Raw genomic sequence first — 18,819 nt, forward strand, 5'->3', positions numbered from 1 at the left:
TGCTCGATTGAGCAGATTATCCTGCTCAATCGAGCAGGTTGTTCTTCATTGCGTAGTAGGTCAGGTCGCTGTTCGACTGCAGGCCCATCTTTTCCATGATGCGCGTGCGGTAGGTCGAGACCGTCTTGATCGACAGCGACAAGGCATTGCCGATATCGGACACGGTCGCGCCCTTGGCCAGGCGCAGGAAGACCTGGAATTCGCGGTCCGACAGCTCCGTATGCAGGGCCGTGTTGGGGTCGCGGTCGAAGCTCTGTGCCAGCAGTTCGCCGACCTGGGAGCTGACGTAGCGGCGGCCCTGGTAGACGGTGCGCACGGCGGTCTTGAGTTCGTCGGCGTCGCATTCCTTGTTCAGGTAGCCGTTGGCGCCCATCTTGAACAGGTTGAGCGCGTACTGCTGGGCCGGGTAACCCGACAGGATCAGCACCGGCAGGTTCGGCTGGCCCTGGCGGATGGTGCGCAGGATGTCGATGCCGCTTTGATCCGGCATGGCGATATCCAATAGCAGCACGTCGCAAATCTCGCGACGTGCGATGTCGAGGGCTTCACGCCCGGTAGCGCCTTCGGCGACGACTTCGAAATCGCCCGACGACGAAAAAATCTGTTTGAAACCTGCTCGAACTATCTGGTGATCGTCACAAATGGCAACGCGTATCATTGTCTTCCCTTAGATTTTTCCTGAGGCAGGAAAGAGCCGAGGCTGACACCTCACGCCCGGAACTCGCATGCGTTTAAGTCAGCAACATTCGCAAGTGACATTCTAGCACCTCCTAGGTGCAGAACAACAGGAGCACGAATACTTGAGCCCGATACGCGAATGATGACTGGGATGCGCCGGATCAGGCGGCCGGCGGTCCGTGCTTCAGGATGGCGAGAATGGCCTGCAGTTCCTCGCGCAGCAACGCCGGCGCGATGGTCGGCTCGGGCGGCGCTATTGGCGCCGGAGGCACTGCTTCGACCTCCTCCGCCGCACCGCTCCTGCCGTCGAGGCGGTTGCGGGCGCCACTGATCGTGAAGCCCTGCTCGTACAGGAGCTCGCGGATCCGCCGGATCAAGAGCACTTCGTGGTGCTGGTAATACCGGCGGTTTCCACGACGTTTGACCGGCTTTAGCTGGGTAAATTCCTGCTCCCAGTAGCGCAGCACATGCGGCTTGACCCCGCACAATTCACTGACTTCCCCGATCGTGAAATAACGCTTCGCCGGAATCGGGGGCAATACGGTCAGTTCCATCTTGTTGGGTCGGTCATTCATGGCTCGGTTGACTCACTGCTCAGGCTGCGCGCGCCAGCGAACCATTGTCGGCGCTGGCCGGATTGGCCTCCTCGACCATGCCCTTGAGTTTCTGGCTGGCGTGGAAGGTCACGACGCGGCGCGCCGTAATCGGAATCTCTTCCCCGGTTTTCGGATTGCGGCCGGGCCGCTGCGGCTTGTCGCGCAACTGGAAGTTGCCGAAGCCGGACAGCTTGACCGCCTCGCCGCGTTCGAGCGCGTTGCGGATCTCGTCGAAGAAGGTCTCGACCATGTCCTTGGCTTCGCGCTTGTTCAGGCCCACCTGCTCGAACAGCAGCTCGGCGAGCTCCGCCTTGGTCAGGGTCGGCAACTCCTGTTCCGCTTCTTTCCGTACCCGGTGAGCGGCCAGCGCTTTTTCGAGAACGGCAGAATCTAGGTCGTTGTTGTTAATTTGAAGCCCCTACTTCATCTGTTTTGGAAGTTGGAACACCGAGAAAGCCGCCAGTTTGCGGCGGCCCTTCAGGTCCCTTCAGGCGCGCATTCTGGCGCCGTGTTGTTGTTGCGCTGCCTGTGCGAGCGCGGCCATGATGGCCTCGACCGCATCGTCCTGCAGCGTCGATTGAGTATCTTGCAAGCCAAAGCGGAAAGCAAGACTTTTTTCATCTTGCTCCAAACCCTTGCCGCGATATTCATCAAATAAAACAACGGCTTGCACGAGCTTTCCGTTCGGGTTCACAGCCAGTTCGGCCTTGAAGGCGTCGAGCAGCGCCTGCGCCGGAAGGTCCTGTTTCACCACCAGTGCGAGGTCGCGGGTGGCGCCCGGGAACTTCGAGATTTCCACATACGAAGGCAGCACGCGTTCGCACAGCGCGGCCGCATCGACCTCGAACAGCACCGGCGCCTGCAGCAGGTCGTACTTCTGCAGCCAGCGCGGATGCAGTTCGCCGATGAAGCCGATCACCTTGCCGTCGAGCTCGACAGCGGCCGAGCGGCCCGGGTGCAGCGCCGGATGCTCGAGCTTGCTGAAACGGAGCGTGCGCGGCGCGAACAGCGCTTCCAGGTCGCCCTTGACGTCGAAGTAGTCGACGGCGCGGGTCGCCTGGCCCCACTGCTCGTCCGCGGCCGGGCCGTAGGCCATGGCGGCGACGCGCTTCGGCTGGTCGAAACCGGCGATGGACAGCGGGCCGTCCTGGGCAGCCGGATTGCGGTGGAACACCGCGCCCACTTCGAACACGCGCACGCGGCCGGCCTTGCGGTTGACGTTGTAGCGCACGTTGGCGACCAGGCTGCCGATCAGGTTCGAGCGCATCACGCTCATCTGGCTGGCGATCGGATTCTGCAGCTTGATCGGGTCGGTATTGCCGGCAAAATCAGCTTCCCACTGGCTTTCCACGAAGCTCATGTTGACCACTTCCTGGTAGCCCAGATCCGCCAACTGGTGCCGGACCGCGAACAGCGAGCGTGTGTTTTCCGGCTCGATCAGCATGGCGGACGGCGCCACCGGCGGCAAGGCCGGGATGTTCTCGAAGCCGTAGACGCGCGCGACTTCCTCGATCAGGTCTTCCTCGATCTCGATGTCGAAACGGTAGGAGGGCGCGGTGACCGTGAAGCGGCCGGCCTCGCGCTCGAACGGCAGGCCGAGGCGGGTGAAGATGTCGGCGACGGTGTCGTCGTCGATCGCCACGCCGATCACCTTTTGCGCGCGCGCGGTGCGGAGCAGGACCGGCTGGCGCTGCGGCAGGTTCACGACCTGGTCGTCGACCGGTCCGACTTTCGTCGACGGCGTGCCGCAGATCTCGACGATCAGCGCGGTGATGCGCTCGATGCGCTCCACGGTACCGGCATAGTCGACGCCGCGCTCGTAGCGGTGCGACGCATCGGTCGAGAAATTGAAGCGGCGCGCGCGGCCCTGGATGGCGCCCGGCCACCAGAAGGCGGCTTCCAGGTAGATGTCGGTGGTGTCCAGCGTGACGGCGGTCGAATCGCCGCCCATGATGCCGGCCAGCGACTCGAGCTGCTTCTCGTCGGCGATCACGCCGACCCATTCGTCCACTTCGATCGTGTTGCCGTTCAGGAGCTTGAGCGTTTCGCCCTTGCGGCCCCAGCGCACATCGATGCTGCCATGAATTTTGGACAGATCGAACACGTGCGAAGGCTGGCCCATTTCCAGCATGACGTAGTTGGAGATGTCGACCAGGGCCGACACCGAGCGCTGGCCGCTGCGTTCCAGGCGGCGCTTCATCCACTCCGGGGTGGCGGCGCGCGCGTTCAGGCCGCGGATCACGCGGCCGCTGAAACGGCCGCACAGGTCCGGCGCCGAGACTTTGACCGGCAGGATCTCGTCCAGGTTGACGGCGACGATGCGCGCGGCCGGCTGGCTCAGCGGCGCACCGGTCAGGGCCGACACTTCGCGCGCCACGCCCAGCACCGACAGGCAGTCGGCCTTGTTCGGGGTCAGCTTGATGGTGAACTTCTGGTCGTTCAGGCCCAGGTAGTCGCGGATGTTCTGGCCGACCGGCGCATCTTCCGGCAGCTCCATCAGGCCGCTGCTCTCTTCCGAGATTTTCAGTTCCCTGGCCGAGCACATCATGCCCTGCGACTCGACGCCGCGCAGCTTGCCGATCTTGATTTCGAAGGGCTTGCCATCGGCGCCAGGCGGCAGCACGGCGCCGGCCTTGGCGCAAATCGCCTTCATGCCCGCGCGCACATTCGGCGCGCCGCAGACGATGTTCAACAGGGTGCCCGTGCCGACGTCGACCTGGCAGACGTTCAGGCGGTCCGCGTTCGGGTGCTTGGCGACTTCCTTGACTTCGGCGACCACGACGTTCGAGAACGGCGGCGCGACCGCTTCCACCTCTTCGACTTCGAGGCCGGACATGGTGAGCAGGTGGGCCAGTTCGTCCGAATTCATCTTCGGATCGACCATGGAACGGAGCCAGTTTTCGGAGAATTGCATGTTGTTTTGCCCTTTGGCTGATCTTGAGTTTTCTTCTCAAATGGCCTCAGAAACCGTAGCGAGCAGGGCTCAGTTTCGTTCGAGAAGCGCAGCCGTACTTGAGTACGGCGAGCATCACAGGACGGAAATGTGCCCGCGCAGCAGGTTTATGAGGCCATTTAGTTGAACTGTTTCAGGAAACGGAGGTCGCCTTCGTAGAACAGGCGAAGATCGTTGATCCCGTAACGTAGCATGGTCAGGCGCTCGAGGCCGGAGCCGAACGCGAAGCCGATGTATTTTTCCGGGTCGAGGCCGAAGTTGCGCACCACGATCGGGTGCACCTGGCCGGCGCCCGAGACTTCCAGCCAGCGGCCCTTCAGGGGCCCGGAGCCGAAGGCGATGTCGATCTCGGCCGAAGGTTCGGTGAACGGGAAGTAGGAAGGACGGAAGCGCACCTGCAGGTCGTCGGTCTCGAAGAAGGCCTTCACGAAGTTCAGGTACACGCCCTTCAGATCGGCGAAGCTGATGTCCTCGCCGATCCACAGGCCTTCGACCTGGTGGAACATCGGCGAGTGGGTGGCGTCGCTGTCGACGCGGTAGGTGCGGCCCGGCGCGATCACCTTGATCGGCGGCGTGTGGGTGCGGGCGTAGCGCACCTGCATCGGGCTGGTGTGGGTGCGCAGCAGCAGCGGTTTGCCGGTGCTGTCCTCGCCCTCGATGTAGAAGGTGTCCTGCATCGAACGCGCCGGGTGGTTTTCCGGGCTGTTCAGTGCCGTGAAATTGGTCCAGTCGGTCTCGATTTCCGGGCCGTCGGCGACGTCGAAGCCGATCGAGCGGAAGATCTGTTCGACCCGCTCCCAGCTGCGCATGACCGGGTGGATGCCCCCCAGGGAGCGGCCGCGGCCCGGCATGGTGACGTCGATGCTTTCCGCATTCAGGCGCGCCATCAGCTGGACGTTCGCAAGATCTTCGCGGCGGGCCGTCAGCGCCTGTTCGATTTTTTCTTTGGCGGCGTTGATCAGGGCGCCCTGCGCCTTGCGCTGGTCCGGGTCGAGCTTGCCGAGGCCCTTCATCAGTTCGGTCACCTGGCCGGTCTTGCCCAGGTATTTCGCTTTTGCGTTTTCCAGCGCGGCAGCGTCTTGTGCGGCGCCGAAATCAGATTGGGCCGAGACGACGAGTTCTTCCAGCGACGAGTTCATGCTTGTTCTTTTCCTGTTTTGAATGGCGGGGAACGCCAGAATCAAAAACGGGGCATCGGTCCTTCAACCTTTGCCCCGTCCTTTGTGCGCCGCCGGCTTTGCAACCGGGCGACGCTGTACTTCTGCGTGCTAACTGCTGATTAGGCAGCCAGCTTGGTCTTGACGGTGTTCACGATAGCGGCAAATGCCGGCTTGTCGTTCACAGCCATGTCGGCCAGGACTTTACGGTCCAGTTCAATCGCGGCTTTCTTCAGGCCGTTCATGAAGGCGCTGTAGGTCATGCCGTGCGAACGCGAAGCCGCGTTGATACGGGTGATCCACAGTGCGCGGAAAACGCGCTTCTTGTTGCGGCGGTCGCGGTATGCGTACTGGCCAGCGCGCATGACTGCTTGCTTGGCAATACGGAATACTTTACTGCGGCGGCCACGATAGCCTTTGGCAAGTTCAAGAACCTTCTTGTGACGGGCACGTGCAGTAACCCCACGTTTTACTCGAGGCATAGTAGCTCCTTAGTGATGTGAGATTAGACGGCCGACGGCATCATGCGGTAGACGCTCTGGACGTCCGACGCATTGATGTTACGGGTGCCACGCAGCTGGCGCTTGTTCTTGGTGGTCTTCTTGGTCAGGATGTGACGCTTGAACGCCATACCCGATTTGACGGTACCACCCGGACGCACGCGAAAACGCTTCTTCGCGGAGCTTTTGGTTTTCATTTTCGGCATAGTCATCTGCCCTCTTAGAGGCAGCCTCATATGTAACAGGATTGCAGGTGGCAGCAACGCTGCTCTTGGATGCCTGCTTTCACTTGTTTCTGCAGCAGAAGCGAGTCCACTACAGTCTTGCATTCCCGCATCAATTGAGACGGGAACCGCAGATTATACCACAGGATTATCGGATCGTGGGCACGGGGTGCCCACCCTACAACGGGATTTCGTAGGGCGGGCACCCCGTGCCCGCGTTCGCGATCGGCAAAAACGAAATAGGCCAGGCCCGGGCCGCAGGCGCACCTGGGGCCCGGGCCTGGCCCGGCTGGTCTCACGGCGAAGGACGAATTATTTCTTCTTCTTCGGCGCGACGACCATGATCATCTGGCGGCCTTCCATTTTCGGGAACTGCTCGACCTGGCCATACGGCTCCAGGTCGGTGCGCAGGCGCTCGAGCATGCGGGCGCCGATGTCCTGGTGGGCCATCTCGCGGCCGCGGAAGCGCAGCGTGATCTTGGTCTTGTCGCCTTCCTCGAGGAACTTCACCAGATTGCGCAGCTTGATGGTGTAGTCGCCCTCGTCCGTACCCGGACGGAACTTGACTTCCTTGACCTGAATGATCTTCTGCTTCAGCTTCGCTTCGTGCGCGCGCTTCTGTTCCGAATACTTGAACTTGCCGTAGTCCATCAGGCGGCAGACCGGCGGAGTCGCATTCGGGGCGATTTCCACCAGATCGACGTTCGCTTCTTCAGCCAGACGAAACGCTTCGGCCAGGCTCACAATGCCCAGCGGCTCGTTTTCCACCCCGCTCAGACGCATTTCGGGATGGGTGATTTCGCCATTGATGCGATGTGACGACTTGTCAGTAGCTATGGTGTTTCCTTTTAAAGTGTGTTTGATCGGGCCGTCTCAAGGCGCAGAGTTACTTCGCCTTGGTTGCTACCTCGCCTTGGAGGCGTTCCAGCAGCGCATCGACGGACATGACGCCCAGGTCGACATTGCCACGCGCGCGAACGGCCACAGTGTTGGCATCCCGCTCTTTATCACCGACAACTAAGATGTACGGCAGTTTTTGGACGGAGTGCTCCCGGATTTTATAGGTAATCTTCTCGTTCCGCAAATCAGCGTGAACACGCAAGCCCGCCGCCTTCAGACGCGCTTCGACTTCTTTCACATAGGAAGCTTGCGCGTCGGAAATATTCAGGATGGCAACCTGCACCGGCGCCAGCCACAGCGGCAGCGCGCCGGCATAGTTCTCGATCAGGATACCGATGAAACGCTCCATCGAGCCGACGATCGCCCGGTGCAGCATGACCGGCACCTTGCGGGTATTGTCTTCGGCCACGTATTCGGCGCCCAGGCGGCCCGGCATCGAGAAGTCGACCTGCATGGTGCCAACCTGCCACGGACGGCCGAGGCTATCCTTCAGGTGATACTCGATCTTCGGGCCGTAGAAGGCGCCCTCGCCCGGCAGCTCGGTCCACTCCACGCCGCAGGCGCGCAACGCCGAACGCAGCGCGTCTTCCGCTTCGTCCCACACTTCGTCGCTGCCGATGCGGCTGTCCGGACGCAGGGCCAGCTTGACGTCGATGTTGTTGAAGCCAAAATCGTCGTACACCTGCATCGCCTGCGCATGGAAGGCGGTCACTTCGGCTTCGATCTGCTCTTCGGTGCAGAAGATGTGGCCGTCGTCCTGGGTGAAGCCGCGCACCCGCATGATGCCGTGCAGCGCGCCCGAAGATTCGTTACGGTGGCACTGGCCGAATTCGCCGTAGCGCAGCGGCAGGTCGCGGTAGCTCTTCATGCCCGAGTTATAGATCTGCACATGGCCCGGGCAGTTCATCGGCTTGAGCGCGTAGGAACGGTTCTCCGACTCGGTGGTGAACATGTTCTCGCGATAGTTGTCCCAGTGGCCGGTCTTCTGCCACAGGGTCACGTCCAGGATCTGCGGCGCCTTCACTTCGTCGTAGCCGTTCACCTGGTATTTCTTGCGCATGTACTGCTCGACCTGCTGCCACACGGTCCAGCCTTTCGGGTGCCAGAAGATCAGGCCCGGGGCCTCCTCCTGGAAGTGGAACAGGTCGAGCTGCTTGCCGATCTTGCGGTGGTCGCGCTTTTCCGCTTCTTCGAGCATGTGCAGGTACTGCTCCTGGTCTTCCTTCCTGGCCCAGGCGGTGCCGTAGACACGCTGCAGCATCTCGTTCTTCGAGTCGCCGCGCCAGTAGGCGCCCGCCAGCTTCATCAGCTTGAAGACCTTCAGCTTGCCGGTCGAGGGCACGTGCGGGCCGCGGCACAGGTCGGTGAAACCGCCCTGGGCGTACAGCGAGACGTCTTCGCCCGCCGGAATCGAGGCGATGATCTCGGCCTTGTAGGCTTCGCCGATCGACTTGAAATAGGCGACGGCTTCGTCGCGCGGCAGCACCTTGCGGCTGACCGGCTCGTCCTTCCTGGCCAGTTCCGCCATCTTCTTTTCGATCGCGGCCAGGTCGTCCGGGGTGAACGGGCGCTTGTACGAGAAGTCGTAATAGAAGCCGTTCTCGATGACCGGGCCGATGGTGACCTGGGCGTCCGGGAACAGTTCCTTGACGGCGTGGGCCAGCAGGTGGGCGGTCGAGTGGCGGATCACCTCCAGGCCGTCCGCATCCTTGTCGGTGACGATGGCCAGCTCCGCGTCATTCTCGATCAGGAAGGAGGTGTCGACCACCTTGCCGTCGACCTTGCCGGCCAGGGCGGCCTTGGCCAGGCTCGGGGCGATACTCGACGCCACCTGGGCCACGGTGACCGGGCCTTCGAATTGACGGCTGGAGCCGTCCGGAAGTCGCACATTCAGCATCATGATCTCCAATCGGCGCCGGTTGCGCCCGTTAAGATTAGTAAAATTGAAACGTAAAGCATCTGGACGAAAAAAAACGCGCACCAGGCGCGTTTTCATGTAGTGTCGTCGAGCTTTTTAAAGGCAAAAGCACACCATACCGCGTCTAGCGATTCCCCCACAACATCGTTGTAGTTCGCGGTGTCATAACCGTCGGTGCCTTTCTCGCTCTTATATCTGAAGTATTCTGGTGGGCGGTGCAGAATTCGAATCTGCGACCCCTTGGATGTCGACCAAGTATTCTAACCAGCTGAACTAACCGCCCGTGTGCAAGCATTATAGGGGCATGTCGGCAATTGTGCAAGGCAGCACGCAGGGTGGACGCGCGGCGCCCGACACGATGCATGGGAAACGGTGGGCAGGGCGTGCCCACCCTACTATACTGCCGCCTGTTCATCATCCACTATCGCGCACATGTCCAAGCACGCCTCCTCCGCCCACCTGCACGCCCACCTCGACGGCGATGCCCGCCACGGCCACGTCATCGAAGGGCGCAGCCAGGCCGCGATGGGATTCGCGCTGGGGCTGACCCTGCTGTTCGCGCTGATCGAAGTGGTGACCGGCTTCATGTCGAATTCTCTGGCCCTGATCTCGGACGCCGGCCACATGGTGACGGACGCCGCCGCCCTCGGCCTGGCGCTGATGGCCCAGCTGATCGCGCGCCGCCCGCCGTCGAGCCGCCACTCCTTCGGCTTCGTGCGCGCCGAGGCGCTGGCGGCCTTCGTCAACAGCCTGGCGATGCTGCTGCTGGTGTGCTGGATCGTCTACGAGGCGGCGCAGCGCCTGCTCAAGCCCGAATCCGTGCAAGGCGGCACCGTGTTCGTGGTCGCCGCCATCGGCGCCTGCATCAATATCCTGGTGGCCTGGGTGCTGACGCGCGGCGAGCAGAGCATCAACACCCGCGCCGCCCTGGTCAACGTGCTGGGCGACCTGCTCGGCTCGGTGGCCGCGATCGCCGCCGGCGCCATCATCCACTTCACGGGCTGGGTGCGGATCGACCCCATCCTGTCGATCTTCGTGTCGATGCTGATCCTGAAATCGACCATCGGCGTGCTGCGCGAGTCCTACCACTTCCTGATGGAGGGCGTACCGGAGCAGATCGATTACCTGGGCGTCGGCGCCGACCTGGCCGCCGTGCCGGGCGTGCTGTCGGTGCACGACCTGCATGTGTGGGACATGTCGCCGGGCGAACCGGCGCTGATCGGCCACCTGGAAATCGCCGACCTGAACGCCTGGCCGGAGGTGCTGCGCGCCGTGAAGCAGATGCTGCTCGACAAACACTCCATCGACCATGTGACGCTGCAGCCGGAAATCTCTCACGATCATTGCTAGGCGTGTCAGCGCCCTCCCACCCTGTGTCGGGGCGCGCGCCGATAGGACATCGTGGATGGGTATGTCGATAATCAGCACATGCCCAATCAAGAACAAGTTTACGACACCCTCATCGTCGGCGGCGGCCCCGGCGGCCTGACCGCCGCCATGTACCTGCGCCGCTTCACCCGCAGCGTCGCCCTGGTCGACAAGGGCAACAGCCGCCTGCGCCTGATCCCCGTTTCGCACAACTACCCCGGCTTTCCGGAAGGCGTGCCGGGCAACGTCCTGCTCGGCAACCTGACCGTGCAGCTGGAACGCTATGGCGGCGCCGTGATGCCGGGCGAGATCCTCGACCTGCGCCTCGAGGACGGCCTGTTCGTGGCCGACTACGCCGCCGAGGATGCGCCGGAAGGCGAGCTCACGCAGCTGCGCGCCCATACCGTGATCCTGGCCACCGGCGTGGCCGACGCCGGCCTGCCGATCGAGAGCTGGCGCGAAGCGATCGCCTTCGGCTCGCTGCGCCTGTGTCCCGTCTGCGACGGCTTCGACGTGATGGACAAACGCATCGCCGTCGCCACCGCCGAAACGAATCCGGTCGGCCACGCCCTTTTCATGCGCACCTTCAGCGAGGACGTCACCCTGTTCGAGCGCGGTTCGCCGTCGATGCTCGACGACGAGGACAAGCGCCGCCTCGACGCCGCCGGCGTGCGCCTGGTCGAATCGCCGCTGCTGTCGGTGACCCTGGACGCGTCCATGAAACCGGTCATGCACACCGAGGATGGCGAGGAATACCCGGCCGACGTGTTCTACCCGATGCTGGGCGAGAAAGCCCGCTCGGGCCTGGCCGCGAAACTGGGCGCGCGCACCGCGCAGTGCGAGGAGCTGGTGGTGGACGAGCACTACGCCACTTCGGTGCCCGGCCTGTACGCGATCGGCGACGTGGTGGTCGGCCTGAACCAGATCGCGGTGGCGACCGGCGGCGCGGCGCGGGCGGCGGTGCGGATCCACAACCAGCTGCCGCCCGCGCTGCGTCAAGCGCCGCCGCGGCCGGCGCAGGCCGGCTGGACCGCGAGCTGAGAAAGGCTTCCGTGCCCGGATCGATCCTGGTGTCGATCCTGGCGCGCCTCGCGCCGCTGTTCGCGTCCGGCGTGCCCTGGTGTGAATTCATGCGGCTCGGCTACTATAATGACTTGCCATTCCGGCATGATCACCGAGACGAGCCCATGAAGAATTTCCTGCTGTTCGCCTGCGCGGCGCTGTCCGCCGGCGCCGCCGCCGCCGACGACGCCGCCATCCTCAAATGCCGCGCCCTGCCCGACACCGCCAGCCGGCTCGCCTGCTACGACGCGATGCCGGTCGGCGCCGCCCCCGCTTCGGCGCCTGCGGCGGCCCTTGCTCCCGCCGCGGCGCCCGAGCAGAACTTCGGCCTGCGCCCGGTGGTCAAGAAGCAGAAAGACGCGGAGCCGGACGCGATCCGCAGCAGCGTGGTCGGCCGCTTCGACGGCTGGGCGCCGGGCACGATCTTCACCCTGGCCAACGGCCAGGCCTGGAAAGTCACCGACGACGCCGACGCCGTGCTGCCCATCATGCAGAACCCGAAAGTGGAGATCACGCGCGGACTGCTCGGCGCCTATTTCCTGCAGGTCGAGGGCCACGCCAACAGCGCACGGGTGGCGCGGATCAGGTAAGGCCGGCGCCTCAGTTCTCCGACGCCAGCGCGATGCGGCGCCTGATCTGCTGCGCCGCCGCCGCATCGCCGGCGGCCTGCGCGCGCTGCGCCTGCACCCCGAGCCAGGCCAGCAGCGGCCTGCGCCAGCCCTGGTTCGAGGCCGTGTCGACGGCGTTCGCGATGTCGGCCGGCGTAATTTTCCCCGCTTTCATCAAGGCCCCTGCCGCCACCAGGCGCGCCAGCGGGTCCTGGACGCCGGCCAGGCCGCCGGCGGCGAGCACCGCGCGGTGCTGCTCCGGCAGCAGGGCCGCATTCAACCCCTGCCACTGGCCCGCCAGATAAGCCGCGTAGGCCTGCTGGGCCGGGGTGGCGTCGGGCGCCAGCGCCGTATAGCCCGGGCAGTCGTAGACCAGGCTTGCCACGCGCGCGGCGCAGCGCACCAGCTCCACCTGCGCCACATTCTCGAAGCGCCCGGTGCTGGCGGTCTCGCGGCGGGCGCGCGCGAACTCGGCGTCGGCGGCCGCGCTGTCGCCGTGCAGCCAGGCGTCCGTGAAGCCGTCGAGGGCGCTCCTGGCGTTCGGCTGCCAGTCGGGCGGCTGGGGCTTGCTGGCGCAGCCGGCCAGTATCATCGCGAGCAAGAATGCGGACTTCTTCATGGCAGCTTGATCTCCTCATCGCGCTTGAACGGCCATTTGCGGTTGATCTCGTCGACCAGCCGGTTCACCTTGCGCAGGCTGGCGTCCACCTCGCCGCGCAGCCGGCCCAGGTCCTGGGTCGCGACCTTGGCGTTGGCGCCCACCGCCTGCGCCTCCACCAGCACCGCGTCGACCTTCTGCAGCGTTCCGCGGGCGTCAAGCAGCACGCCGTTCAGCTGCCGCACCGCGGCCTGGGTGTCGTCCATCACGCCGTTCTTGCCGAACACCCGCTTGTCGGTCTTGGCCAGAATGGTGTCGACGCGCTGCAGGGTCTGCAGCAGCTTCTTCGCTTCCTGGTCGCCGCCCAGGGCCGTGCCCAGCACCCCGTACTTGCCGGTCAGGCGGCCGCTCAGGGTCTCGACGTTGCCGAGGGTGTTGGCGATCGCCGAGCCCTCCTGCGTCATGTTCTGCAGGTTTTCCAGCAGCGTGCGCGCGGTGGCCAGCAGGCGCGGGATCTCGGCGGCGGCGTCGCCGCGCAGCACCGGCCGGCTGGCCTTGTCCGGCAGCGGCGGGTCGCTCAGAATGCCGCTGTAGGCGCGCAAATGGGTCTGGCCGACCACGCTGCTCTCGAGCGTGAAGACGCTGGTGGTGCGCAGCCACTTGGCGTCCGCGGTCGGGATATCGACCAGGATGTTGACCTTGGCGTCCTTGCCCAGATCGACCTGGCGCACGCGCCCGATCGGGAAGCCGGCGAACGTCATGTCCATGCCGGGGATTACGCCTTCGGAATTGTCGGTCACCAGCACCAGCTGCTGGGTGGGCTCGAACACACCGCGCGCATACATCACGTACAGGAAGAAGCCGGCGATCAGCGCGCCGATCACGATCAGCAGGATCACCGCCTTCGCTTCGACGTGCTTTGGCTCGTTGGGATGGTTGTCCGGGACGGTATCCGCCATGCGCAGTCCTTCGTTAGATATATTTGACGGCCAGCGAACTGGCCTCGATCAGCAGCAGCACGAACAGCAGGCGCAGCGCGCCCGGCTGCACGTTCGAGCGGTAGCGGCGCCGCTGGCGCAGCATGTCCAGGATCGCGGCGCTCGGGATCACGGCCACGGCCAGCCCGAACAGCACGGTCTTGAACACGAAGCCCAGAGTCACGGTGGGGTCGAACACGCGGCCCACGGTGCGGGTGTAGTCGCTCAGGCCCCAGGGCGACAGGCCATACACGTTCAGGTAGGCCAGCACCAGCACGATCACGGTGCTGACCATGGCCAGGCTCAGCACCGAAAAGGCGTTCGCGATCACCTGCGGCACCAGGTCGCGGCGCACGCGGCGCAGGGCCGCCTCGGCGGCATCGCCGGGCGCCACGCCTTCGGCCGCCAGGCCCATCGCATTGGCGTCGAAGGCCATGCCGGCGCGCAGGGCAGCGAACATCGCCGCCGACAGCGGGATCAGCTCCAGCACCAGCACCCGCACCATCATCTCCAGCGCGTAGCGCGACAGGCCGTAGCTCTGCGCCGTCACCAGCACGATGCGGATGATGACGAGGCTGATGAGCGCCGTCAGCAGCGTGAACCAGGGCAGCACCGCCCAGGTGCCGGCGTAGATGTAGCGCGAGGTCGCCAGCCGGTTGCCGCGGTGCCAGGTGGACGGCGACATCGCCATCACCAGCGCCACCGCGCCCAGGTGCAGCATCGCCCACCAGCTGTGCAGATAGCGGACGATGCGGACGCCCCAGTCGCGCGGCTTCAGGTAGATGAGCGAGGTGATCATGCACCCGGCCGCATCATGTTCGCCGTGCTTCCTGCACGCCGGAGACTTCACCGATCGCCGACAAGGCCTTCTGCAGCTGCGCGGTCGACCCGATCTCCGCCGTGAACACCATGCGCGCATGGCCCTTGGCGCTTTGCGTGTTCACGCCGATCACGTTGATCTTCTCGCGCGTGAGCACCTCGGAGATGTCGCGCAGCAGGCCCTGGCGGTCGGAGGCCAGGATGAAGATGTCGATCGGATAGACGGTTTCCTTGTCGGCGCGGCCCCAGTCGGTCTCGATCACGCGTTCCGGCGCCTTGGAGGCCATCTCGCCGAAGTTCTTGCAGCTGGCGCGGTGGATGGACACGCCCTTGCCGCGCGTGACGAAGCCGATGATGGGGTCCGGCGGCGCCGGCTTGCAGCACTTGGCCAGCATGGTCAGCATGCCTTCGCTGCCCACCACCAGCACGCCCGACTTGGCGCCCTGCTCCACGCTGGAGGCGCGGCTCTTGTTGACCACCGCCGCGTCTTCCGGCTGCGCGGCCTCGCTCGGGTCGTGCAGCGCGGCCTCGACGTGGCGCAGGCTGAACTTCTCCTTGCCGACCGCGATGAACAGGTCGTCCACCTTGGCGAAGCCGAGCTTGTGCGCCAGGGCCTCCAGGTTGACCGCGGTCTTCCCTTCGCGCTGCAGCGACTTTTCCACCAGCGCCCGCCCGTGCGCCAGGGTCTCGGCCAGTTCCTGCGCATGGAACCAGGCGCGGATCTTGGTGCGGGTCCGGCTCGAGACCGTGTAGCCGGGGCTCAGCCAGTCGCGCGACGGACCGGCGCTGCCGGGCGCGCCCTTGGCGGTGATGATCTCGCAGGTCTGGCCGTTCTTCAGCGCCGTGTTCAGCGGCACCATCACGCCGTCGATCCTGGCGCCGCGGCAGCGGTGTCCGACCTCGCTGTGCAAGTGGTAGGCGAAGTCGATCGGGGTCGCGCCCTGCGGCAGTTCGAGCACGCGCGCCTGCGGCGTCAGCACGAAGATGCGGTCGTCGAGCGTCGTGGACTTGAGCTTCTCGACCCACTCGCGCTGCTTTTCCTCGTCGCCGGCGCCGGTCACGGCATCGGCCACCTCGCTCTTCCAGGCCAGCAGCTGGCGCAGCCAGGCGATCTTCTCGTCGTACTGCTGGCTCTTGAAATTGGAGCCGCCCTCTTCCTTGTAGCGCCAGTGCGCGGCCACGCCGTACTCGGCGAAATTGTGCATCTCCTGGGTGCGGATCTGGACTTCGAGCGGGCGGCCGTCGTCGGCGGTGACGACCGTGTGCAGCGACTGGTAGCCGTTCGGCTTCGGCCGCGAAATATAGTCGTCGAATTCCTTGGGGATCGGGGTCCAGATGTTGTGGACCAGGCCCAGCACCGTGTAGCAGGTCTTGGCATCGGCGACGATCACGCGGAAGGCGCGCACGTCGTACAGCGCGGTGAAATCGAGCTCCTTGCCGCGCATCTTCTTCCAGATGCTGTAGATGTGCTTGGGCCGGCCGCTGACCTCGGCCTTGATGCCGGCCGCGGCAAGCTCCTTCTGCAGGCGCTCGATCGACGATTGCACGAAGCTCTCGCGCAGCATGCGCTTCTCTTCGAGCATCTTGGCGATGCGCTTGTAGGTCTCGGGCTCCATCATCCGGAACGACAAATCTTCCAGTTCCCACTTCAGCTGGAAGATCCCGAGACGGTTGGCCAAGGGCGCGTACAGGTCCAGCACCTCGCTGCCGTAGTTGCGGGTCATCTCGTCGAAGCGCTTGGTCTCGGCGAAATAACGCAGGGTGGTGACGCAGGAGGCCAGGCGCACCAGCACCACGCGCATGTCGCTGGCCATCGCCAGCAGCATCTTGCGCAAGGTTTCCACTTGGGCCATCGCCTGCTGGGCGGCGTTCTTGCCGCGTCCAACCGGCGCCTGGCTTGCGGTCAGGTCGCGCAGGCGGATCAGCTGGTGCACGCCATGCACCAGGTCGGCCACTTCCTTGCCGAAGCGGTCTTCGAGCGTCTCGGCGATGAGCGGCTCGACCAGGCACAACTCGAACAGCAGGCCGGCGATGCGGGTCTCGGCGTCGGAGCGCAGCAGCGCGAGCGTGACCGCCACCCCGAGCGAAAACTCGAAGGCGCTCTGGCCCGAGGAACCATGACGCTCGCCGTAGGAGACCTGGGCAAAATCCAGCGCCGCCTGCACCCGCGCCAGGTCTTCCGGCCCGAGGCCGTGGACCAGCTGGGTGGTGGCGTCGCCGAGTGCGGCAATCGAAACCATACGGCTTAAGGGAGCGCGGCCACGATCACGATCTCCACCAGGCAGGCGGGATTCGCCAGCTTCGCTTCGACGGTGGCGCGCGGCGGCGTGTGGCCCTGGGCGACCCAGCCGTCCCAGACCTCGTTCATGCCCGGGAAGTGCTCCATGCTCGAGATATAGATCTGGCAGCTGAGGATGCGGGTCTTGTCGCTGCCGACTTCCGCCAGCAGGCGGTCGACGTGGCCCAGCACTTCGCGGGTCTGGCCGGCGATGCCCTGGGTGGTGTCCTCGGCGATCTGGCCGGCCAGGTAGACGGTGCCGTTGTGGATGGCGGTTTCGGACAGGCGCTTGCCTACGTGCAGACGTTTGATTTCCATGATTATTTGCTCACTTGGGTTCCCGCCTGCGCGGGAACGACGTTTACGTTAATAAAAAATCCCTGACGATCGCGATCTGGTGCGCATGCATCAGGGTCGGCGCGTGGCCGACGCCGGGGATCTCGGCCAGCTGCGGCTTCGGTCCCCGCCTCGTCATCTCTTCGGCCGTCGCGCGCGACAGCAGGTCGGACAGTTCGCCGCGGATCAGCAGGGTCGGACAGCGGATCGCGTCGAAGGCGCCCCACAGCGCGGCCTGGTCCTGCCCGGCGCGCTCGGGCGTGATCGCGGCGAAAGGCTTGGCCAGGCCGAGGTCGTAGTGACGCACCCAGGCGCCGCCGGGCTCCTGCACCAGCACGTCGCTGGCCAGCTTGTGCCATTCCTCGTCGCTGTGCGGGCCAAACGAGCTTGACACCTCCTTCACGAAGCGCGCGCCTTCCTCGAAGCTGGCGAAGCGCACGTCCTGGCCGATGTACTCGCCGATGCGGGCCAGCGCGGCGCCGTCCAGCACCGGGCCGATATCGTTCAGCACCAGGCGGCGGATCGGGCTGCCCTCGAGCGAGGCCAGGATCATGCCGATCAGGCCGCCCATCGAGGTGCCGACCCAGTGCACCGTGCCGTCGTCGCGGTTGGCCGTCGCGCGCGCGATCAAGGTCACCATGTCGGCCACGTATTGCGGCACCACGTACAGATGCGGGTCGCGCAGGCGTTCGGAACGGCCGCGCCCGACCACGTCCGGGCAGACCACGCGGTAGCGGTCGCTCAGGGCGCGCGCCAGCGCATCGAAATCGTCGGCCACGCGGGTGACGCCGTGCACGCACACCAGCACGTTCGCATTCCCGGGATCGCCCCACTCCTTGTAGGCCATGCGATGCAGGCCGGCCGGCGAACTGCATTGCACGCTCTTCAGCCTCGGTTCGACCATGCCACCTCCTCCTCGATCATCGCGTCTTGAACGGCCGCCAACATTTTAACCGGCGGAGCGATTAGAATTCTACCAAGTCCGGCCGCTTCAGACCGACACAGCTTTCAATTCCCAACTTCTGACGATGAGGTAGTAATGAATTCCACCATGCAGTCAGCAATACTTCGCGGCAAGACCGCTCTCGTAACCGGCTCGACCTCGGGCATCGGCCTCGGCATCGCCCGCGCGCTGGCCGAACAGGGCGCGAACATCGTGTTCAACGGCTTCGGCGACGCCCAGCAGATCGAGAAGCTGTACACCGACATCGGCCAGGAATTCGGCGTGCGCACCGCTTACCACAATGCCGACATGTCCAGGCCGGACCAGATCGAGGCCATGATGGCCTTCGCGTCCGACAAGTTCGGCGGCGTCGACATCCTGGTCAACAACGCCGGCATCCAGCACGTCGCCAAGGTCGAGGACTTCCCGGCCGAGAAGTGGGACGCCATCCTCGCCATCAACCTGACTTCGGCCTTCCACACCAGCCGCCTGGCCCTGCCCGGCATGCAGCGGAAGAACTGGGGCCGCATCATCAACCTGGCCTCGGTGCACGGCCTGGTCGGATCCGCCGGCAAGTCGGCCTATGTCGCGGCCAAGCACGGGCTGGTCGGCTTCACCAAGGTCACCGCGCTGGAGAACGCCCATACCGGCGTCACCTGCAACGCGATCTGTCCGGGCTGGGTATTGACCCCGCTGGTGCAGAAGCAGGTCGACGACCGCGCGGCGCGCGACGGCATGAGCAACGAGCAGGCCAAGAAGGCCCTGCTGAGCGAGAAGCAGCCGTCCGGCGAATTCGTCACCCCGGAAGAACTGGGCGCGCTGGCCGTGTTCTTCTGCTCGCCGGCCGCCGACCAGGTGCGCGGCGTGGCCTGGAACATGGATGGCGGCTGGGCCGCGCAGTAAG

General features: G+C 64.8%; 19 protein-coding genes and 1 tRNA gene. 4 read left to right on the forward strand and 16 right to left on the reverse strand.

The annotated features are described in order from the left end of the window. Positions 1-25 precede the first annotated feature (25 nt). The 10 genes from ACFPO9_RS10390 to ACFPO9_RS10435 all read right to left on the reverse strand — a co-directional run bounded on the left by ACFPO9_RS10390 (position 26) and on the right by ACFPO9_RS10435 (position 9,209). Positions 26-658 (reverse strand): response regulator, encoded by a 633-nt coding sequence (locus tag ACFPO9_RS10390; protein ID WP_141837548.1) that lies wholly within the window; start codon positions 656-658, stop codon positions 26-28. Between the two features lie 181 nt (positions 659-839). Continuing rightward, a complete protein-coding gene (locus ACFPO9_RS10395) occupies positions 840-1,253 on the reverse strand; it encodes a MerR family transcriptional regulator (RefSeq protein ID WP_379770279.1) in 414 nt (137 codons plus the stop codon). Between the two features lie 19 nt (positions 1,254-1,272). After that, positions 1,273-1,641, reverse strand: a complete 369-nt coding sequence (locus tag ACFPO9_RS10400; RefSeq protein ID WP_379771005.1) for an integration host factor subunit alpha — start codon at positions 1,639-1,641, stop codon at positions 1,273-1,275. 120 nt (positions 1,642-1,761) lie between these two features. Further along, complete coding sequence (gene pheT, locus ACFPO9_RS10405) at positions 1,762-4,188, reverse strand: phenylalanine--tRNA ligase subunit beta (RefSeq protein WP_379770282.1); 2,427 nt, start codon at positions 4,186-4,188, stop codon at positions 1,762-1,764. Between the two features lie 158 nt (positions 4,189-4,346). Next, a complete protein-coding gene (pheS, locus tag ACFPO9_RS10410; RefSeq protein WP_379770284.1) occupies positions 4,347-5,366 on the reverse strand; it encodes a phenylalanine--tRNA ligase subunit alpha in 1,020 nt (339 codons plus the stop codon). 140 nt (positions 5,367-5,506) lie between these two features. After that, positions 5,507-5,866, reverse strand: coding sequence for a 50S ribosomal protein L20 (gene rplT / locus ACFPO9_RS10415; protein WP_047826396.1), 360 nt, complete (start codon positions 5,864-5,866; stop codon positions 5,507-5,509). Between the two features lie 23 nt (positions 5,867-5,889). Beyond that, a complete protein-coding gene (rpmI, locus tag ACFPO9_RS10420; protein ID WP_036228503.1) occupies positions 5,890-6,090 on the reverse strand; it encodes a 50S ribosomal protein L35 in 201 nt (66 codons plus the stop codon). Between the two features lie 330 nt (positions 6,091-6,420). Then, positions 6,421-6,972: a translation initiation factor IF-3 gene (infC, locus tag ACFPO9_RS10425; protein ID WP_379771008.1), complete on the reverse strand. Its 552-nt coding sequence runs from the start codon at positions 6,970-6,972 to the stop codon at positions 6,421-6,423. 22 nt (positions 6,973-6,994) lie between these two features. Continuing rightward, positions 6,995-8,905 carry a threonine--tRNA ligase gene (thrS, locus tag ACFPO9_RS10430; protein ID WP_379771011.1) on the reverse strand — a complete coding sequence of 637 codons (1,911 nt, stop codon included), beginning with the start codon at positions 8,903-8,905 and terminating at the stop codon, positions 6,995-6,997. 227 nt (positions 8,906-9,132) lie between these two features. After that, a tRNA-Val gene (locus ACFPO9_RS10435) sits at positions 9,133-9,209 on the reverse strand. A gap of 149 nt (positions 9,210-9,358) precedes the next feature. On the opposite strand from ACFPO9_RS10435, the gene ACFPO9_RS10440 reads away from it, so the two are divergent. The 3 genes from ACFPO9_RS10440 (at position 9,359) to ACFPO9_RS10450 (ending at position 11,946) form a co-directional block, all read left to right on the forward strand. Beyond that, positions 9,359-10,276, forward strand: a complete 918-nt coding sequence (locus tag ACFPO9_RS10440; protein ID WP_379770287.1) for a cation diffusion facilitator family transporter — start codon at positions 9,359-9,361, stop codon at positions 10,274-10,276. Positions 10,277-10,354: 78 nt separating this feature from the next. Then, positions 10,355-11,335 (forward strand): NAD(P)/FAD-dependent oxidoreductase, encoded by a 981-nt coding sequence (locus ACFPO9_RS10445; RefSeq protein ID WP_379770290.1) that lies wholly within the window; start codon positions 10,355-10,357, stop codon positions 11,333-11,335. 11 nt (positions 11,336-11,346) lie between these two features. Next, positions 11,347-11,946 (forward strand): hypothetical protein, encoded by a 600-nt coding sequence (locus tag ACFPO9_RS10450; protein ID WP_379770292.1) that lies wholly within the window; start codon positions 11,347-11,349, stop codon positions 11,944-11,946. 10 nt (positions 11,947-11,956) lie between these two features. Here ACFPO9_RS10450 and ACFPO9_RS10455 read toward each other — a convergent pair whose 3' ends face one another. Genes ACFPO9_RS10455 through ACFPO9_RS10480 form a run of 6 tightly spaced genes read right to left on the reverse strand, consistent with a single transcriptional unit; the run spans position 11,957 to position 17,876 of the window. After that, positions 11,957-12,583 (reverse strand): hypothetical protein, encoded by a 627-nt coding sequence (locus tag ACFPO9_RS10455; RefSeq protein WP_379770294.1) that lies wholly within the window; start codon positions 12,581-12,583, stop codon positions 11,957-11,959. Further along, positions 12,580-13,521: an MlaD family protein gene (locus ACFPO9_RS10460; RefSeq protein WP_379770297.1), complete on the reverse strand. Its 942-nt coding sequence runs from the start codon at positions 13,519-13,521 to the stop codon at positions 12,580-12,582. The genes ACFPO9_RS10455 and ACFPO9_RS10460 overlap by 4 nt, the downstream gene beginning before the upstream one ends. Before the next feature lie 13 nt (positions 13,522-13,534). Next, complete coding sequence (locus tag ACFPO9_RS10465) at positions 13,535-14,338, reverse strand: MlaE family ABC transporter permease (RefSeq protein WP_379770299.1); 804 nt, start codon at positions 14,336-14,338, stop codon at positions 13,535-13,537. A 13-nt stretch (positions 14,339-14,351) separates the two neighbouring features. Next, positions 14,352-16,598 carry a RelA/SpoT family protein gene (locus ACFPO9_RS10470; protein WP_379770301.1) on the reverse strand — a complete coding sequence of 749 codons (2,247 nt, stop codon included), beginning with the start codon at positions 16,596-16,598 and terminating at the stop codon, positions 14,352-14,354. Positions 16,599-16,603: 5 nt separating this feature from the next. After that, entirely contained in the window at positions 16,604-16,954 is a 351-nt protein-coding gene (locus tag ACFPO9_RS10475; RefSeq protein ID WP_379770303.1) for a RidA family protein, read from the reverse strand. A gap of 43 nt (positions 16,955-16,997) precedes the next feature. Beyond that, entirely contained in the window at positions 16,998-17,876 is an 879-nt protein-coding gene (locus tag ACFPO9_RS10480) for an alpha/beta fold hydrolase (protein ID WP_379770305.1), read from the reverse strand. A 147-nt stretch (positions 17,877-18,023) separates the two neighbouring features. Between ACFPO9_RS10480 and ACFPO9_RS10485 the strand changes: the two genes are divergently transcribed. Next, the gene (locus ACFPO9_RS10485; RefSeq protein WP_379771014.1) at positions 18,024-18,818 is read left to right on the forward strand and encodes a 3-hydroxybutyrate dehydrogenase; all 795 of its coding nucleotides are present in this window, start codon (positions 18,024-18,026) and stop codon (positions 18,816-18,818) included. The last annotated feature ends 1 nt before the right edge of the window (position 18,819 follow it).

Origin of the sequence: Massilia aerilata (genome assembly GCF_042656905.1) — a bacterium.
Taxonomy (GTDB): domain Bacteria; phylum Pseudomonadota; class Gammaproteobacteria; order Burkholderiales; family Burkholderiaceae_D; genus Telluria; species Telluria aerilata.

Coding starts and splice junctions, on each gene's coding strand:
- ACFPO9_RS10475 (WP_379770303.1), bottom strand. CDS start 16,954: ATGGAAATCAAACGTCTGCACGTAGGCAAGCGCCTGTCCGAAACCGCC.
- ACFPO9_RS10390 (WP_141837548.1), bottom strand. CDS start 658: ATGATACGCGTTGCCATTTGTGACGATCACCAGATAGTTCGAGCAGGT.
- rpmI (WP_036228503.1), bottom strand. CDS start 6,090: ATGCCGAAAATGAAAACCAAAAGCTCCGCGAAGAAGCGTTTTCGCGTG.
- ACFPO9_RS10465 (WP_379770299.1), bottom strand. CDS start 14,338: ATGATCACCTCGCTCATCTACCTGAAGCCGCGCGACTGGGGCGTCCGC.
- thrS (WP_379771011.1), bottom strand. CDS start 8,905: ATGCTGAATGTGCGACTTCCGGACGGCTCCAGCCGTCAATTCGAAGGC.
- ACFPO9_RS10470 (WP_379770301.1), bottom strand. CDS start 16,598: ATGGTTTCGATTGCCGCACTCGGCGACGCCACCACCCAGCTGGTCCAC.
- rplT (WP_047826396.1), bottom strand. CDS start 5,866: ATGCCTCGAGTAAAACGTGGGGTTACTGCACGTGCCCGTCACAAGAAG.
- pheS (WP_379770284.1), bottom strand. CDS start 5,366: ATGAACTCGTCGCTGGAAGAACTCGTCGTCTCGGCCCAATCTGATTTC.
- ACFPO9_RS10455 (WP_379770294.1), bottom strand. CDS start 12,583: ATGAAGAAGTCCGCATTCTTGCTCGCGATGATACTGGCCGGCTGCGCC.
- ACFPO9_RS10440 (WP_379770287.1), top strand. CDS start 9,359: ATGTCCAAGCACGCCTCCTCCGCCCACCTGCACGCCCACCTCGACGGC.
- ACFPO9_RS10485 (WP_379771014.1), top strand. CDS start 18,024: ATGCAGTCAGCAATACTTCGCGGCAAGACCGCTCTCGTAACCGGCTCG.
- ACFPO9_RS10395 (WP_379770279.1), bottom strand. CDS start 1,253: ATGAATGACCGACCCAACAAGATGGAACTGACCGTATTGCCCCCGATT.
- ACFPO9_RS10460 (WP_379770297.1), bottom strand. CDS start 13,521: ATGGCGGATACCGTCCCGGACAACCATCCCAACGAGCCAAAGCACGTC.
- pheT (WP_379770282.1), bottom strand. CDS start 4,188: ATGCAATTCTCCGAAAACTGGCTCCGTTCCATGGTCGATCCGAAGATG.
- ACFPO9_RS10480 (WP_379770305.1), bottom strand. CDS start 17,876: ATGGTCGAACCGAGGCTGAAGAGCGTGCAATGCAGTTCGCCGGCCGGC.
- ACFPO9_RS10445 (WP_379770290.1), top strand. CDS start 10,355: ATGCCCAATCAAGAACAAGTTTACGACACCCTCATCGTCGGCGGCGGC.